The following is a 15,253-nucleotide window of genomic DNA, read 5'->3' on the forward strand; positions in this document are numbered from 1 at the left end:
CGGAGTTCCAGTCAGCTGGGGCTGGTGAGCGGGCGTTGTGTTTTAGGCGACCACGAGTGAGCGGGTGTTGGAGGGTGGCAGACTGGGTTGGTGACTTCGCTGAACGATCCCGCCCACGACGCCGCCACTTCTGACGGGCCCGACGCCGCCACCTCTTCCGCCCACGACGCCGCCGCCTCTTCCGCCCACGGCGCCGCCGCCTTCGACGCGCCCGCGCTGGGCGCCATTGCCGCGGCGCGCATCGCCGTCGGGGTCCTGCTCGACGGCGGCGTGCAGCACGTGGTGGTCTGCCCGGGATCGAGGTCGGCACCGATGGCCTACGCACTGGCCGAGGCGTCGGCGGCGGGCCGGGTGGAGCTGCTGGTCCGGATCGACGAGCGGGCCGCGGGCTTCACGGCCCTGGGACTAGCCCTGGCCACCGGCGCACCCGCCGCCGTGCTGACCACGTCCGGGACCGCCGTCGGGAACCTGATGCCGGCGGTGATGGAAGCCAACCACGCCGCCGTCCCGCTGGTTGTCCTCTCCGCGGACCGGCCGGACGAACTCCGCGGTACCGGCGCAAATCAGACCACCATCCAGCCGGACCTGTTCGGCGACCACGTCCGGTTCGCCGCCGACGTTCCAGCGGGTGCCAGCCCCGAACGTGCCGTCAGTACCGCGCTGTCCGCCGCGACCGGTGCATTCGATGACATTCCGCCGGGCCCGGTCCAGCTCAATCTTGCCTTCCGGGATCCGCTGGTGCCGGCGGAAGGGGAGGGGCTTCCGGCCACCGCGGCGCGCCGGCGCTTCCGGATAGGTGCCGAGCCGCTGGTCATGGACCTGCCCACGGCCTCCGAAGACCTGCCGGAGCGCCGCACCGCAGTGCTGGCAGGGCACGACGCCGGTCCGGTCGCCGAAGCGTTCGCCCGCGCCCACAACCTGCCGCTGCTCGCCGAGCCGTCCTCCAATGCCCGGTTCGGTCCAAACGCAGTGGGCCCCTACCGGCTGCTGCTGGAGCACTTCGGCCCCGACGCCGCGCAGCCCATCGAGCGCGTGGTGCTGTTCGGCAGGCCCACGCTGTCCCGGCCGGTGGCCGCGCTGCTGGCCCGTTCGGACGTCCAGTCCGCGCTGTACCAGCCGGTGCCCGTGGCCTGGTACGAGCCCGGCCGGCGCACTGAACTGCCGCTGGCGGACCTGGCTGACCTCGCCGAATTTGCGGGCAGGGGATCAGCGGCCTGGCTGGACACGTGGCTTCTGGCGGGTTCGGCAGCCCAGCACGCCGTGGACCAGGTGGTGGCCGCGGAGGCAGCTGCCACGGGCCCATCGGTGGCATCTCTCGTGTGGAAGCACACCCGCGGCCAGCTGCTCCTGGGCTCCTCCAACGGCATCCGCGACGCCGACCTCGCAGCCCTCCCCGCCCCGGACCCCGCCGCCACCGTGTACGCCAACCGGGGTTTGGCGGGCATCGACGGCACCATTTCCACCGCCACCGGGCTGGCGCTGGGCGGCCGCCAGGAAACCACCGTCCTGCTGGGCGATGTCACGTTCCTGCACGATGCCGGCGGCCTGCTCCTCGGCAGCGGCGAGGAGGTGCCAGACCTGCGGATCGTGGTGCTCAACGATGCCGGCGGAGCGATCTTCGACCTGCTGGAGCACGGTGCCGTGCGCGACGGCGGCCGCTACGGAGACGCCGTCGAACGCCTCTTCGCCACCCCGCACTCAGCCGACATCGCGGCACTCGCCGCAGCCTACGGCGTCGGCCATTCACTGGTGACCACGACGGCGGGACTCGCCGAAGCGCTCGGCCGACCGGTCAAGGGGCGCAGCATTGTGGAGGTCCGCACCGACCGCAGCGCCCTGCGGCAACTCCACGGGCGGATCAAGGATGCGGTGTCCGCCGCCGTGACAGGCGTGCTGGCGGGGCAGTAGGCGGGGAAGCCGGCGCCGTCAGCGACCCGGGGGAGTGAACTGGCTGGCGGAGAAGATGGCTCCCTGCGGGTCCCGGATGAGTGCCTCGCGTGTCCAGTCGGATTCGTCCCGGTGCAGTACCTCGGCGCCCAGCCGCTCAGCGTCGGAAGCAGTCTGGTCCCGGTCCGCGACGGTGAACGTGACGTGCCAGTGCGGCGGCCTGTCCGGACCGGTGGTGACGATCCAGGCAACCGCGTCCTCGAACCCCATGGGCGCCGCTATCTGTGACTGCCGTTTCCTGATGTCCGGGTCAACCGTGGCTTCCAGGTGGTCTCCGTATCCGGGACGCCGGACCAGCATGCCGAAGCCGAGATCGTCCACCTCCCACCCGAAGGCCTCCTGGTAGAAGCTGATGGCAGGGCCCGGGTCCGGCGTATGCAGGTCGCTGAAATTCCAGGATCCCGGCACGTTCGCCACCTGGACACCCGGTCTCCGCCTGGCCTGCCAGACGTGGAATCCGGCCCCCTGCGGATCGGCGAGGGCCGCGTCCCGGCCGCCCTCGCCCGCGTCCTCCGGCTTGGAAAGAAGGGTGGCACCTCCGGCAACAAGCTCCTGGACGGCGGCATCGGCGTCGTCAACGGCAATGTACGTGCTCCAGGAGGCCTCCGCGGCGCCGCCGCTGCCCAGGCCGGCGACGTCCAGGCCATCGAGCTTCGCGATCAGGTACCGGCCGGGGGCGCCGGGAGGCATGACGTCCTCGAACGTCCAGCCGAACAGCCCCGAGTAGAAGGCCGCAGCGGCGTCAACATCCGGCTGGGTGGTATCGATCCAGCACGGGACGCCCGCCGGATAGGTCCTGGGATTCATGCTTCACTCCTGTGCGTCGGGGAAAGTTGTCATGCAGGGCTTTCTTTCAGGGCCGCTTCGAAGACCGGCAGGCTGCGCTCAATCATGTCCTCGTTGGCGGTGAGGGAAATCCGGAAGAAGCCAGGGGTCTCGAAGAGCGCACCCGGAAGGACGAAGACGTCCCGGGCCGCGAGCCGCGCGGTGAACGCCTCGTCGTCCGGTATGGGGGAGGTGGCGTACAGATAAAAGGTGCCTTCCGGCGGGTGCACGCGGTAGCCCATGCCGCCGAGAGCGTCGACCAGGCGGTCCCGGCGGCGCTGCAACTGGCCTACGTCGATGGAGAACTTTTCGAGGTCCGGCAGCGCGTGCTGCAGCAGCGCGTTCGGGTATATCCAGCCCATTGCCACCTGCAGGCCGGAGATGGCCGGTCGCAGGTCATCCCGGTGCGGCATTCCGGGCGGCAGGGCAAGATAGCCAACCCGCTGGCCGGGGGACAGGTGGGTCTTGCCATACGAGTAGGCCAACAGCGTGTAAGGGTAGAACTCCACGGGACTGTGAAAGCGGATGCCGTCGAACACGATCCGGTTGTAGGGCTCGTCCGAAATGAGGTAGATCCGCCGGCCGATCCGTGCCGATGCCGTCTCCAGCAACTGCGCGAGCCGGGCCAGCAGTTCTTGCGGGTAGATGCGGCCGGTGGGGTTGTTGGGTGTGTTGACGATGACACACCGGGTCCGGTCGGTGATGGCGGATTCGATAGCCTCCAGGTCCAGGTCGAACGTGGTTGTGTCCACCGTGACCTTCACCGGTACCAGGCCCGCCTCGAGGATCAGCGGCTCGTACAGGAACCACGGCGGCAGGCTGAAGACCACCTCATCCCCGGGGTCGGCAACGGTCTTCAGTGCCAGCGCAATCGCGGCGAAACCGCCGGTGGTGAGGTAGATGTCCTCCGGGCGGAAGGGGACGTCCAATAACACCTCAAGCGACTCCGCGGCGGCCTCACAGGCGGCGCGGCCGTTGGCCTGGTAGGCGAACCACTGGTCATGCTGCGGGACCAGCGCATCCTGCAGCGCAGTGACGTAGCGGCCGGCGGGCATCTGGTGGGGATTGCCGAACGTGAAATCGCAGCCTCCCGCCACCCCGTCCCTCCGTGCGCCGAACTCCCGGATGTATTCGTCAACCCGCAGGAAGGACGGGATCGACGCCAGCCGGGCTGCCCGGGCGGAGACCGGCGAGGCTGCCTGCGGGGCGGCTGTTGCATGGTTCATGGATCGGCGCTCCTCTGCTGGCCCGGGACCGGACCGCAGGCGGCTCGGGCAGGGCGCTGCGGGGCGAGGGCTGTGGTGGGACCCATTCTCGGCTCCGCCTGCCCCCATGTAAAGGCTGGCGTGAATGCCCACGCCCGGTCCCGCCGTCGTTCGCAGCCCGTCGTTCGCGGCGCGACGTCCCCGGCGCGTAACGGTGCCCAGACGCACAAAATCCCTGGCGCTGCGGGGGTATCCGCAGCGCCAGGGATTCGAGTTGTCCGAAAACCGGAGGGAAGGCCTGGCCTAGTCCTCGATGTTGATGTGGGTGGGGTCGAGCACGCGGCGCAGGAACTCCTTGGTGCGCGGCTGGGCGGGGGAGCCGATGACCTGCTCGGCCACGCCTTCCTCCACCACAACGCCGCCGTCCATGAAGACCACGCGGTCTGCCACCTCGCGGGCGAAGGCCATCTCGTGGGTGACCACCAACATGGTCATGCCTTCCTTGGCCAGGTTCCGCATGACCGAGAGGACATCACCAACGGTCTCCGGGTCCAGGGCGGAGGTGGGCTCGTCAAAGAGCATCAGCTCCGGGTTCATGCTCAGCGCGCGGGCAATGGCCACGCGCTGCTGCTGGCCGCCGGAGAGCTGGTCCGGGAATCGGTCGGCGAGGTGCCCCAGGGCCCACGCGCTCCAGGTTGTGCAGCGAGACCTTGTCCGCTTCGGCCTGGGAGCGCTTGAGGACCTTGGTCTGCGCGATGGAGCAGTTGCGCAGGGCGTTGAGGTGCGGGAACAGGTTGAACTGCTGGAACACCATGCCTACCTTGCGGCGCATCTTGTCGATGTCCACATCGGGATCGGTGGCCTCGAAACCGCCTACCTGGATGCTGCCCTGGTTGGGCTGTTCCAGCAGGTTGACGCAGCGCAGCAGGGTGGACTTGCCGGAGCCGGAGGGACCGATCAGGCACACCACCTCACCGGGCTTCACGTTCAGGCTGATGCCCTTAAGGACCTCGTTGGAACCGTAGGACTTGCGGAGGTCTGAAATGTCCACGCCGGCTGCGTGCACGGTGGTGGAATGTACGGCGTCGTTCATGGCTTCCCTGCCTATCGCTTGGTCCGCGCGGAGCGGCTTTCGAACTTCCGGGCCAGGAGGCTCAGGGGGATGGTGACCACCAGGTAGAAGGCGCCGGCCACCAGGAGCGGCGTGAGGCCGGCGCCCAGGCTGGAGATGCCGTCGCGGCCGAACTTGGTGAGCTCGTACTGCGAAGCTGTCAGGCCCAGGACGTAGATCAGCGATGAGTCCTTGGTGAGGAGGATGACCTCGTTGGTCAGCGGCGGAAGGACGATCTTGAAGGCCTGCGGAATGACGATGGTGACCATGGCCCGCCACTGCGGCATGCCCAGGGAACGGGCCGCCTCCAGCTGGCCCTTGGGGACCGCCTGCAGGCCGGCGCGCAGGGTTTCGGCGATGTACGCCGAGGCAACGATGCCCAGCGAGATCATCACGATGATGGTGACGTTCCACTGGACGCCGAACGCCAGGGGGACGCCGTAGCCGAAGGCGATGAAGACCAGCAGTGCCGGGATGCCGCGGAAGAACTCGATGTAACCGGTGGCAATCCAGCGGTACAGCGGGAAGCTGGACAGTTTCATCAGGGCCAGCAGGAGGCCACCGCTGAGTCCCACCACGAAGCCGAGGAACGTGTAGATCAGGGTGTTCTTCAGGCCCACCAGGAAGATGTCCGGGAACATCGGCCCGATCTTGCCGAAGTTGAAGACATTGGTGGCCATGGTCTTCCAGTCCGTGGCCAGGATCAGGGCGGCGATGGCCACCACAAAGATTCCGGCCTGGACATACAGGCTTACTCTGGCTCGCTGGCGTGCGGTCATTGCCATTGGGTGCTCACATTCGTTGTGCGTGGCTGAGGCCCCGGACGGCTGCCGTGCGTGCCGACCGGGGCCTCATTGCCTAAACTCTGCTCACCGGGGCCCGGGGTGGCCCCAAGCGGTGGCTACTTGGCGGTTTCGCCGAACCAGGTGGTCTTGAACTTTGCCAGGCTGCCATCGTCCGTCAGGCGCTTGAGCGTGGTGTTGACCTGGTCCAGCATTGCGGTATTGCCCTTCTTGATGGCAATGCCGAGCTTCTCGCCGGTGGCGTAGTCCTCTACGCGGGTGAACTGGGTGTTGTCCTTGATGGCGTAGCCGAGCACGGACTGGTTGCCCAGGGCGGCGTCGACGGTGCCGGCTTCGAGGGCCTGGACCAGGAGGCCGGAGTCCTCGAACTGCTGTGCCTCGATGCCCTTTTCCTGGGCGTACTTGGCGCCGGTGGTGGCCTGCTGCACGCCCACCTTCTTGCCCTTGGCGGAGTCGATGTTCTCCACGCCGGAGCCTTCCTTCGCCACGAGGGTCAGGTCGTCATCCATGTAGGGGTCGGAGAAGTCCATGACCTGCTTGCGGGTGTCCGTGATGGACACCGACGAGATGGACACGTCGCAGCCGGTCAGCGCGGTACCGGTTTCGATGGCCTCGAAGGAGCTGTCCACAATGTTCAGCTCAGCCTTGAGGTCCTTGGCCACCTCGTTGGCAATGTCGATGTCGAAGCCCACCGTCTTGCCGTCCTTCTGGAATTCGAAGGGCTCGTAGGGGACGTCGGAGCAGACCGTGAGCTTGCCTGCGTTGATGAGCTGGATGCCGCCCTCGGATGCTGCGGGGGTGGAGCTGCCGCCGCACGCCGTGAGGGTGAGGGCACCGACGGCGAAGAGTGCTGCTGCCTTGGCGGTCAATTTGGCCGTGGCCAGGGACTTGAGCTGCATGTTTCTTACCTTTTGTTGCAGGGGTATGCGGTACTAAATCGGTTCATAGTGTAGCGCCGAATGTGAGATGTGCATCACAGGAAACTTAGTTTCACTATTGGATAACTAAATTACCCGCACTTTCAAGCCTAGGCGAAGGCCTGCTGTCTCGGATACCGGACGTTTGGGCTAACTGCGGATGCCGAGCGATTCAAGCATCGGCCTGAACTTGGCCCACGTCTCAGCCAATTCCGCCTCCGGTTGCGACCCGTCCACGATGCCGCAGCCGGCATACAGGCGTACGGTGTCCGGGGATTCGATCACTGCGCCGCGCAACGCGATGCCCCATTCACCGTTCCCTGCAGCGTCCAGCCAGCCCACCGGTCCGGCGTAGGGGCCGCGGTCCAGGTGCTCCAGTTTGCGGATCAGGGCCCCGGCCACCTGGGTGGGGGTTCCGCAGACCGCGGCGGTGGGGTGCAGGGCGTTGATGAGGGCCAGGCAGGTGGGAACGTGGCCTTCCACCTCGGCAAGTTCGGCCTTGACGTCAGAGGCCAGGTGCCAGACATTGGGCAGTTCAAGGATGAAGGGTTCGTCGTGGGCGTTCATCGCCTCGGAGAACGGGGCCAGCTGGGAGGTCAGCGACTGGATGGCAATCTCATGCTCGTGCCGCTGCTTTTCAGAGCCTGCCAACACGCGTGTTGCGTAGTCCATGGGCAGGCCGTCCTCACCATGGGCGTCCCGGCGGTCCAGGGTCCCGGCCAGCACGCGCGCCTGGGCGGTCCGGCCCTCCACCTGGATCAGCATTTCCGGTGTCGCGCCCACCAGCCCGTCCACGCCATAGGTCCAGCATTCGCGGTAGCGGGCGGCCAGTTCGCGCAGCACCTGGGAGGCGTTGACGCCGCCGGGAACCGTGGCCACCACATCGCGCGCCAGCACCAGCTTCTCCAGGGCACCTGTCCGGATTTCCTCCACGCCTGCGGCCACGGCATCCATCCACGCTTCCTCGCTGAGCGAGCCCGTGTGTAGGGTGGCGCCGGCGGCCAGGGGGAGGGGACGTACGACGGCGCCGCCCTCCTTCGCGGGAACCGCACCCTCGCGGGCGTCCCCGGCTGAGTCCGCTCCCGCCGTCGTGGTTCCTGCTGCAGGGTCTCCGGCCGTCGCAATTGCCGCCGGCGCAGCCGCGCTGAGCGGCTTCCCGCCGAGCCAGCGCTCCAACGCGGCGAGGGCGCCCCCTTCGGTGAGCGGGCCGTCGTCGAACGTCAACTGGGTGAGCCATGCGGAGTTGTCCCGCACTCCCACCACGATTTCCGGGACGATGAGCCGGGATTCGTGGGCGGAGGTTTTGGAGAAGGCGAAGGATCCGAAAGCCACGGGCCCGGTGCCGGGAAGTTCCACGGAGTCCGTGACGCGGGCTTCGAGGACCAGGTGGCGCCACCAGATATCTGCTTCGAGGAAGCGCTCCGGGCCTGTCGCGCTAAACCGGGCGATCTCGCCGAACCCCGCCAGGCCGGCCTCCCGGCGGGTCCAGCAAAGGACGTCGTCCCGCACCAGAAACGCAGGAAGCCCCCCGGGAAATTCTTTTCCATCCAGGGGGACTGTCAGGCTTTTCAGGAGTCCGGTGCCGATCGTGCTTGTCATGATGGATCAACACTACCCCCGACGGTAATTCACGCTACTTCGCGGTAGTTTTCCGCCCCGGGCCTCGGCGAAGCCGTACTGGTCCGGACCTGCTGGAACATTTGAGACAATGTCATGGTGAACCGAGCATCCTTGGATAAGCGTCCGGACGAAGTAGCCACGATGTTTGACGACGTCGCACCGAAATACGACGTCGTCAACGATGTCCTCTCTATGGGGCAGACCCGCCGCTGGCGGAAAATCGTGGTTGATGCGATGGAAGTCTCCAAAGGCCAGCGGGTCCTGGATCTCGCCGCGGGAACGGGCACGTCCAGTGAGCCATATGCCGATGCAGGCATAGATGTTGTGGCGTGTGACTTCTCCCTGGGGATGCTCAAGGTGGGCAAGCGCCGCCGCCCGGACATCGACTTTATTGCCGGTGACGCCACCAACCTGCCCTTCGCGGACAACACCTTTGACGCCACCACCATTTCCTTCGGCCTGCGCAACGTCAACGAGCCCAAAAAGGCGTTGGCGGAGATGCTTCGGGTCACCAAACCGGGCGGCCGGCTTGTCATTGCCGAGTTCTCGCAGCCTGTTGTTCCGCTCTGGCGCACCATGTACACCGAGTACCTGATGCGTGCCCTGCCCGCCATCGCAGTGAAGGTTGCCTCCAACCCGGACGCGTACGTGTACCTCGCCGAGTCCATCCGGGCCTGGCCGGACCAGGACCACCTGGCCGCGTGGCTGAAGGACGAGGGCTGGGAGAACGTCAACTACCGCAACCTCACCGGCGGCATCGTGGCGGTCCACCGCGCGTTCAAGCCGGCTAACGCGCCGGACAGTGCTGCCGCCACCATCGCCGCGCACAAAGGCCCGGTAGCCAAGCTGCGCCGCAACATCGCCCGCTGACCAGTGGAGGTACTGATTGTCGGCGCGGGTCCGGCCGGATCCACCGCCGCGTATTACCTGGCCAAAGCAGGCCTCTCCGTCACGGTACTGGAGAAGACCAGCTTTCCGCGGGAGAAGGTCTGCGGTGACGGGCTGACGCCCCGGGCGGTCCGCGAAATCCAGAAGCTTGGACTGCCGCATCCTGAGGGCGAGGGCTGGCGCCGGAACAAGGGGCTGCGGCTGATTGCCGGCGGCCGCACCATCGAGCTTCCCTGGCCCGAGGTTTCCGACTTCCCTCAGTACGGGCTCATCCGCACGCGCCTGGGCTTCGACGAGGAACTGGCGCGTCATGCCGAGTCCGCCGGCGCCACCATCCTTGAGCGGCACAGCGTCACCGAAGCCATCCGGAACGACGCCGGCCGAGTGACCGGTGTCCGCGCAGCGCTCCTGGACGAGTCCGGACGCAAGACGGGGGAGACGCGCGGGTTCAGTGCCGACGTCGTCCTTGCTGCGGACGGAAACTCCACCCGCACGGCAGTCTCTCTGGGCATCCGGAAGCGCGATGACCGCCCGCTGGGCGTGGCCGTCAGGACCTACTTCACCTCGCCCCGCACGGACGACGACTGGATGGAAGGCTGGCTGGAACTGCCCGGCCGCGACGGCAAGCTGCTGCCCGGCTACGGCTGGGTGTTCGGCGTAGGCGACGGCACCTCCAACGTGGGCCTGGGAATCCTGAACTCCTCCAAGGACTTCGGCAAGCTCGACTACAAGCAGGTCCTGCGCGAATGGACCGCCGGCATGCCCTCCGAATGGGGCTTCACGCCGGAAAACCAGGTGGGCGAAATCCGCGGCGCCGCCTTGCCCATGGGCTTCAATCGCACCCCGCACTACTCACCCGGGCTGCTGCTGCTCGGCGACTCCGGCGGCATGGTGTCCCCGTTCAACGGCGAGGGCATCTCCTACGCCATGGAGTCCGCACGGTTCGCCGCGGAGTTCATCATCGACGCTTCTGCGCGCTCCGTTTCCGCGGGGCCAACGTACGACGCCGACGCGCACCTCGCGGGGTACGCGGACTACGTGCGGGACCAGTGGGGTTCGCACTTCACCCTCGGCCGGGCGTTCGCCACGCTGATCGGCAAGCCCGCCGTCATGAAGCTCGCGCTGCGGACGGGCATGCCCATCCCGGCGCTGATGCGGTTCGTGGTGCGGCTGCTGGCCAACCTGACCGATCCGTCCGCCAAGGGCATCGAGGACCGGATGATCCGGGTCCTAGAATCCCTGGTGCCGGCCACATCCAATGCCTCTCCGGTGACGAATCAGCGGTATCCGCAACAAAAAGTTAGGGTTAACCCGTGACCAACTCCGCAGACCACAGCTGGACGCATGCCGGGCACGGCCTGCCGGACTCCGAACCCAGTCTCAACACCACCGCCATTGCCACCGGCCTCCAGCTGCCGGCAGGCTTTGCCGCCATCGCCGGGGACCCCGAGTTGGGCCCGGCCATCACCAACAACCTGGCGCGCGTGGAAAAGAAGCTGCGCGAGGCCATTGCCAACTCGGATCCGCTGGCTGACGCGACGTCGCGCCACCTGGTGGAAGCCGGCGGAAAGCGCATCCGGCCGCTGCTGACCCTGCTCTGCGCCCACCTCGGGGACGCATCCTTGCCCGCCGTGGTGCAGGCCGCCGTCGTGGTTGAACTGACGCACCTTGCCACGCTGTACCACGACGACGTCATGGACTCCGCGCCCTTCCGCCGTGGCGCACCCACGGCCCACGAAGTGTGGGGCAACTCGGTGGCCGTCCTTACCGGGGACCTGATCTTTGCCCGGGCATCCATCCTGGTGTCCGAGCTCGGCGGCCGCGCATTGGGCATCCAGGCCCGGACGTTTGAACGGCTGTGCCTGGGCCAGCTGCACGAGACGGTTGGACCGCGGCCGGACGAAGACCCGGTGGAGCACTACCTGTCCGTCATTGCGGACAAGACCGGTTCCCTGGTGGCCGCCTCCGGCCAGTTCGGTGCCATCTTCTCGGGCGCCGACGAGGCTTACGAGGACGTCCTGGTGGAATACGGCGAGAAGGTGGGCGTGGCCTTCCAGTTGGCCGACGACGTCATCGATGTCACCGGCGTCAAGGTGAAGTCCGGCAAGTCCCCGGGAACCGACCTGCGCGAAGGCGTCCCCACCCTGCCGGTGCTGCTCCTGCGGAAGGCTGCCGCTGACGGCGACCAGTCCGCCGTCGAGCTCCTGACCCTGATTGACGGCGACCTTTCCTCCGATGAGGCACTGGCCGCAGCCGTGGCCGGGCTGCGTGAGCATCCCGTGACCGCTGAATCGTGGGTTGTTGCCCGCCAGTGGGCCGATGAGGCCATCGCTGCGCTGGCGCCCCTGCCTGAGGGTGTCGTCAAGGATTCGCTGTCCAACTTCGCCGTTGCCGTGGTGGACCGCGCCAGCTGAGCTGTTGCGCGTCGAAGCCCGGTGCCTTTCCACGGTGCCGGGCTTCTGCTTTTGTTGGGGCTGCTTATTGTGGGCTTTTGCGCTGGCGGTCCTTGCTGGCCTGGCTGCAGGTTGCTGTTAACGGGATAGCCCCGGTGCCCAGCAACCGAAGCTGCTGTGAACCGGGGCTATCTCTCCGTTCGCATCAGATCCGCCGGAGGCGTTTAGCGGATCCGTAAACAGCTTATGACACATCTGTCACAGAAAGCAAGTCCAAATTTACTGACAGTGTCACAAGGTTTCCGCGCTGAGATTCCCCATCTTTCCGGCGGAAGGTGGCTACCACCCCGGCACGTCGCGACGCCACGCCGTGGTTGCCACGCAAACTCGGGGAATCCCAGTGGTGCCGGTTATCCACATAGGCACTCCGCTGCGTCCCACCGCCAACGCTCATCCGCTGTGCTGGCAGGATGGATGTGATCCGCTTTCTCCGCCAGGCCGGCTGTGTAGCCCGCACCGCAACAATCCTGAAGGCCGGCTTCACCGACCGGGACATCCGCAAGTCAGTGGCAGCGGGTGAAGTCCGCCGGCTCAGGCACGGCGTAGTAGCCCTGCCGAGGGCATCACCGGATTTCCTCGCTGCGGTCCTTGGCAACGGACTGCTCACCTGTGCCTCCGGTGCACCCCACCGAGGACTTTGGCTGTTACATCGGCCGGACAGGGTTCACCTGCTCTGCCGGCATGGCGGGCCGCCGGATACGGTGGTCCACCGCGAGTCCCTGATCGGGCATGGCACGGCGGAGCCCGTTGCCAGCACCACCGACATCCTCATCCACGGCCTGCGCTGCCTCCCTCCAGTTGAAGCCGCAGTCATGGTGGAGAGCGCCGCCCGGCAAGGCGTCACCACCTTGCCCTACCTCCGGCAGTGGCTGCCCGGAAACCGTAACGGGGCCGCTCGCAATGTGCTGGACCTAGTCGATGGCACTGCTGATTCAGCCATCGAAGTTGTGGCCCGGATCCTCTTTCGTGCCGAAGGAATCCACACGCAGACCCAAGTGGAACTGCCGGGGATCGGCATAGTCGACTTCCTGCTGGAGGGGTTTCTGATTGGTGAGATCGACGGCGGCAGCCACCTCGAGGCGCGACAAGTCAAGAAGGACCGGTGGCGCAACAACGCCAGCACCCTGAACGGCTTCGCGGTACTGAGGTATGGCTATGCCGAGGTTGTATACAACCCGCAAAAGGTGGTTGCCGAGGTTTGGCAGGTGCTTAAGGGCCGAGTCATCCGCTGATACTCCCCAGGTTTGGCCTGTGGGACTGAAGGCGCGCCGTCAAAACCGGGGAACACGCCGTCGGGCATCCTCAAAGGTGGGGAATTCCAGCGGGCGCAAGGGCATCAAGGGAACCCCAGGCCACCGCGGGCAACCGCGGGCAACCCCGGGAGACCGGGGTGTTTAGTCTTCCTCGTCTCCGAAGGCCCACTCGAACATGTCGAACACGAACTCGGAAAAGGTTCCCTCTTCGGACTTCCACTGGCCGCGGGCATTGTTGCGGCGGTAGACGATGGGGTCCGGGACGCTGAGGTCGCCGGTGCGGAACCCCCAGGTGTATTCCTCTTCCTCATCCTCGAGGAACATCAGGAAACCCTCGTCATCGACTTCGAGCTCGTCCGGGTCCCAGAAGTAGTGGTAGGCCTCCATCAGGTCCTCGCAACCGCCCACGGCGAGGTAGAACTCGCGGAGGACCAGGGGGATCTGGAACTGGTGGTCGGCGAGGGCCTTGTCCAGTTCCTCGGCTGACAGGCCGTCCTCTTCCTGCCATTCGTCCTCGAGATACTTTGGAACAAGCGCGCGGAACTTCTCGAGGAACATGTCAGTCATGCTCATATCCTAGCCAATCCCGGGCCCCTCAAAATGCCACGGACCAGCCTCTACAGCCCTGTCTCGCCAGTGCGCCGGTGCCACCCGCGTACGGCCAGCGGAGCCTGCCATGACCGGCGCCAGGCAAGGATCCGGAACGTGAAAACCACTGCCGCGATAGCCGCAGCCGTCAGTACGTTGAACACGCCCACCACCCACAGCACAGCAGTCAACGACGATCCCAGGAATGCCGGCAGCGCGTAAATGTCCTTGGGGTTGAACAACTCGGGTACCTCGTTGGCCGTGATGTCCCGCAGCAGGCCGCCGCCTACCGCGGTGGTAACACCCAGCAGCACTGACGCCACCGGATTCAGGCCCGTGGCCAGCGCCTTGAGGGTCCCCGTCATGCAGAACAGGGCCAGGCCGGCGGCGTCGAAGAGGATCAGCAGGGATGTGTAGCGCTGGACGCTGGAGAACAGGAAGTACACCAGTGCAGTGGCAAGCACCGGCGGGAAGAGGTAGGCCGGGTTGGTGAAAGCGGCCGGGACCACCGCAATGATGATGTCGCGGATCACCCCGCCGCCGAGGCCCACCAGCGAGGCCAGCAGGAGGGAGCCGACAATGTCGATCTGTTTTCGCGCCGCCAGCAGTGAACCCGAGACAGCGAAGAAGAACACACCCAGCAGGTCCAGCCATACCGGGGAGTTGTCAAAGGCGAATGTCATGGGACGTCCCGGTATTTCAAAGAGGGCGGACAGTGCGGCTCCAACGTTACGCTAGCCCCTATGAACAGCCCCATCATGATCGCCTGCGCCCATGGGACGTCCAGCACACAGGGCGCCGCGGAGGTTAACACCCTTCGCGCGGCCATCGCCGGACTCCGCCCCGGACTGGATGTCAGGGAGGCCTATGTGGATGTCCAGCAGCCGGACCTGGTGGACGTGGTGGCAGGCCTGCCTGAGGGGGAACCTGCTGTGGTGGTGCCACTGTTGCTGAGCGTGGGCTATCACGTGAAAGTGGACATTGCCCGCGCCGTGAAGAGCCGTCCAGGCAGTGCCGCCGCCGCGCCCCTGGGTCCGGACCCGCGGCTGGCCGGGCTGCTGGACCAGCGGCTGCGCGAGGCCGGCACCACGGACAACGACGTCATTGTCCTGGCGGCCGCCGGATCCTCCAACCCCAACGCCGCGGTCAGCGTCGAGGAGTTGCTCGGCCAGTTGCAGGCGCTGCGGTCCAACCGGATAGTGGCCGCCTACGGTGCCTCCGCCCAGCCATCCGTGCCCGACGCCGTCGCGATGCTTCGCGAGGAACTCGCCGGGGGTGCCGGGGCGGGGGAGTCCGCGGGAGCGGTCGGCGTCGGCGGACGCGTGGTGATTGCCTCGTACCTACTGGCGCCGGGCTTCTTCCACGACCAGCTGGCCAAGGCAGGAGCCGACGTCGTAACCGAACCCCTGCTGCCGTCCCCGGTGCTCGCGGAGATTGCGCTGGACAGGTACGACGCCGCCGTCGCCGGGATGCACGAAGCCCCCTCCGGAACTGCCCGGGAAGCGGCGCCCGCGGCGCCGGAGACGGGAGCCTCGCAGGGGGCCGCCGATGCACAGGAGGGTGGCGTCTTCAAGGCAGTTCGGCGTTTCGTGACGAAATATTTCCCTAGGTGACTTCGCATTGCCGGACCTTTGTGACGTAAA

Annotated in this window: 13 protein-coding genes and 1 pseudogene; 6 read left to right on the forward strand and 8 right to left on the reverse strand. The window is 66.7% G+C overall.

Annotated features, from left to right (window positions below):
• Window positions 1–90: 90 nt before the first annotated feature.
• Window positions 91–1,908, forward strand: coding sequence for a 2-succinyl-5-enolpyruvyl-6-hydroxy-3-cyclohexene-1-carboxylic-acid synthase (gene menD, locus OVA06_RS03970; RefSeq protein WP_442793518.1), 1,818 nt, complete (start codon window positions 91–93; stop codon window positions 1,906–1,908).
• 18 nt (window positions 1,909–1,926) lie between these two features.
• On the opposite strand, the gene OVA06_RS03975 is transcribed toward menD, so the two are convergent.
• From OVA06_RS03975 to OVA06_RS04005, 6 genes and pseudogenes are all read right to left on the reverse strand, one after another.
• On the reverse strand, window positions 1,927–2,754 hold the full coding sequence (locus OVA06_RS03975; RefSeq protein WP_268156491.1) for a VOC family protein: 828 nt from the start codon (window positions 2,752–2,754) through the stop codon (window positions 1,927–1,929).
• Between the two features lie 29 nt (window positions 2,755–2,783).
• Window positions 2,784–3,998, reverse strand: coding sequence for an aminotransferase class I/II-fold pyridoxal phosphate-dependent enzyme (locus OVA06_RS03980; protein ID WP_268156493.1), 1,215 nt, complete (start codon window positions 3,996–3,998; stop codon window positions 2,784–2,786).
• 282 nt (window positions 3,999–4,280) lie between these two features.
• Window positions 4,281–5,070: pseudogene (locus tag OVA06_RS03990) on the reverse strand (amino acid ABC transporter ATP-binding protein).
• Window positions 5,071–5,081: 11 nt separating this feature from the next.
• Window positions 5,082–5,873 carry an amino acid ABC transporter permease gene (locus tag OVA06_RS03995; RefSeq protein WP_015937991.1) on the reverse strand — a complete coding sequence of 264 codons (792 nt, stop codon included), beginning with the start codon at window positions 5,871–5,873 and terminating at the stop codon, window positions 5,082–5,084.
• A 116-nt stretch (window positions 5,874–5,989) separates the two neighbouring features.
• The gene (locus tag OVA06_RS04000) at window positions 5,990–6,790 is read right to left on the reverse strand and encodes an ABC transporter substrate-binding protein (RefSeq protein WP_056075711.1); all 801 of its coding nucleotides are present in this window, start codon (window positions 6,788–6,790) and stop codon (window positions 5,990–5,992) included.
• Window positions 6,791–6,958: 168 nt separating this feature from the next.
• Window positions 6,959–8,407 (reverse strand): isochorismate synthase, encoded by a 1,449-nt coding sequence (locus OVA06_RS04005; RefSeq protein ID WP_268156500.1) that lies wholly within the window; start codon window positions 8,405–8,407, stop codon window positions 6,959–6,961.
• A gap of 117 nt (window positions 8,408–8,524) precedes the next feature.
• Here OVA06_RS04005 and OVA06_RS04010 point away from each other — a divergent pair, with 117 nt between their 5' ends.
• The 4 genes from OVA06_RS04010 (at window position 8,525) to OVA06_RS04025 (ending at window position 13,001) form a co-directional block, all read left to right on the forward strand.
• Window positions 8,525–9,298, forward strand: a complete 774-nt coding sequence (locus tag OVA06_RS04010; protein WP_268160627.1) for a demethylmenaquinone methyltransferase — start codon at window positions 8,525–8,527, stop codon at window positions 9,296–9,298.
• Between the two features lie 3 nt (window positions 9,299–9,301).
• Window positions 9,302–10,633: a geranylgeranyl reductase family protein gene (locus OVA06_RS04015; RefSeq protein ID WP_268156502.1), complete on the forward strand. Its 1,332-nt coding sequence runs from the start codon at window positions 9,302–9,304 to the stop codon at window positions 10,631–10,633.
• Window positions 10,630–11,730: a polyprenyl synthetase family protein gene (locus OVA06_RS04020; protein ID WP_268156504.1), complete on the forward strand. Its 1,101-nt coding sequence runs from the start codon at window positions 10,630–10,632 to the stop codon at window positions 11,728–11,730. The genes OVA06_RS04015 and OVA06_RS04020 overlap by 4 nt, the downstream gene beginning before the upstream one ends.
• A gap of 455 nt (window positions 11,731–12,185) precedes the next feature.
• On the forward strand, window positions 12,186–13,001 hold the full coding sequence (locus tag OVA06_RS04025; protein ID WP_268156506.1) for a DUF559 domain-containing protein: 816 nt from the start codon (window positions 12,186–12,188) through the stop codon (window positions 12,999–13,001).
• 162 nt (window positions 13,002–13,163) lie between these two features.
• On the opposite strand, the gene OVA06_RS04030 is transcribed toward OVA06_RS04025, so the two are convergent.
• Window positions 13,164–13,589 (reverse strand): hypothetical protein, encoded by a 426-nt coding sequence (locus tag OVA06_RS04030; RefSeq protein ID WP_015937984.1) that lies wholly within the window; start codon window positions 13,587–13,589, stop codon window positions 13,164–13,166.
• A 50-nt stretch (window positions 13,590–13,639) separates the two neighbouring features.
• Window positions 13,640–14,293, reverse strand: a complete 654-nt coding sequence (locus OVA06_RS04035) for a trimeric intracellular cation channel family protein (RefSeq protein WP_056075696.1) — start codon at window positions 14,291–14,293, stop codon at window positions 13,640–13,642.
• A 60-nt stretch (window positions 14,294–14,353) separates the two neighbouring features.
• Between OVA06_RS04035 and OVA06_RS04040 the strand changes: the two genes are divergently transcribed.
• Window positions 14,354–15,223 (forward strand): sirohydrochlorin chelatase, encoded by an 870-nt coding sequence (locus OVA06_RS04040; RefSeq protein WP_268156508.1) that lies wholly within the window; start codon window positions 14,354–14,356, stop codon window positions 15,221–15,223.
• Window positions 15,224–15,253: the final 30 nt, after the last annotated feature.

This window comes from Pseudarthrobacter sp. SL88, from assembly GCF_026672455.1.
Taxonomy (GTDB): Bacteria; Actinomycetota; Actinomycetes; order Actinomycetales; family Micrococcaceae; genus Arthrobacter.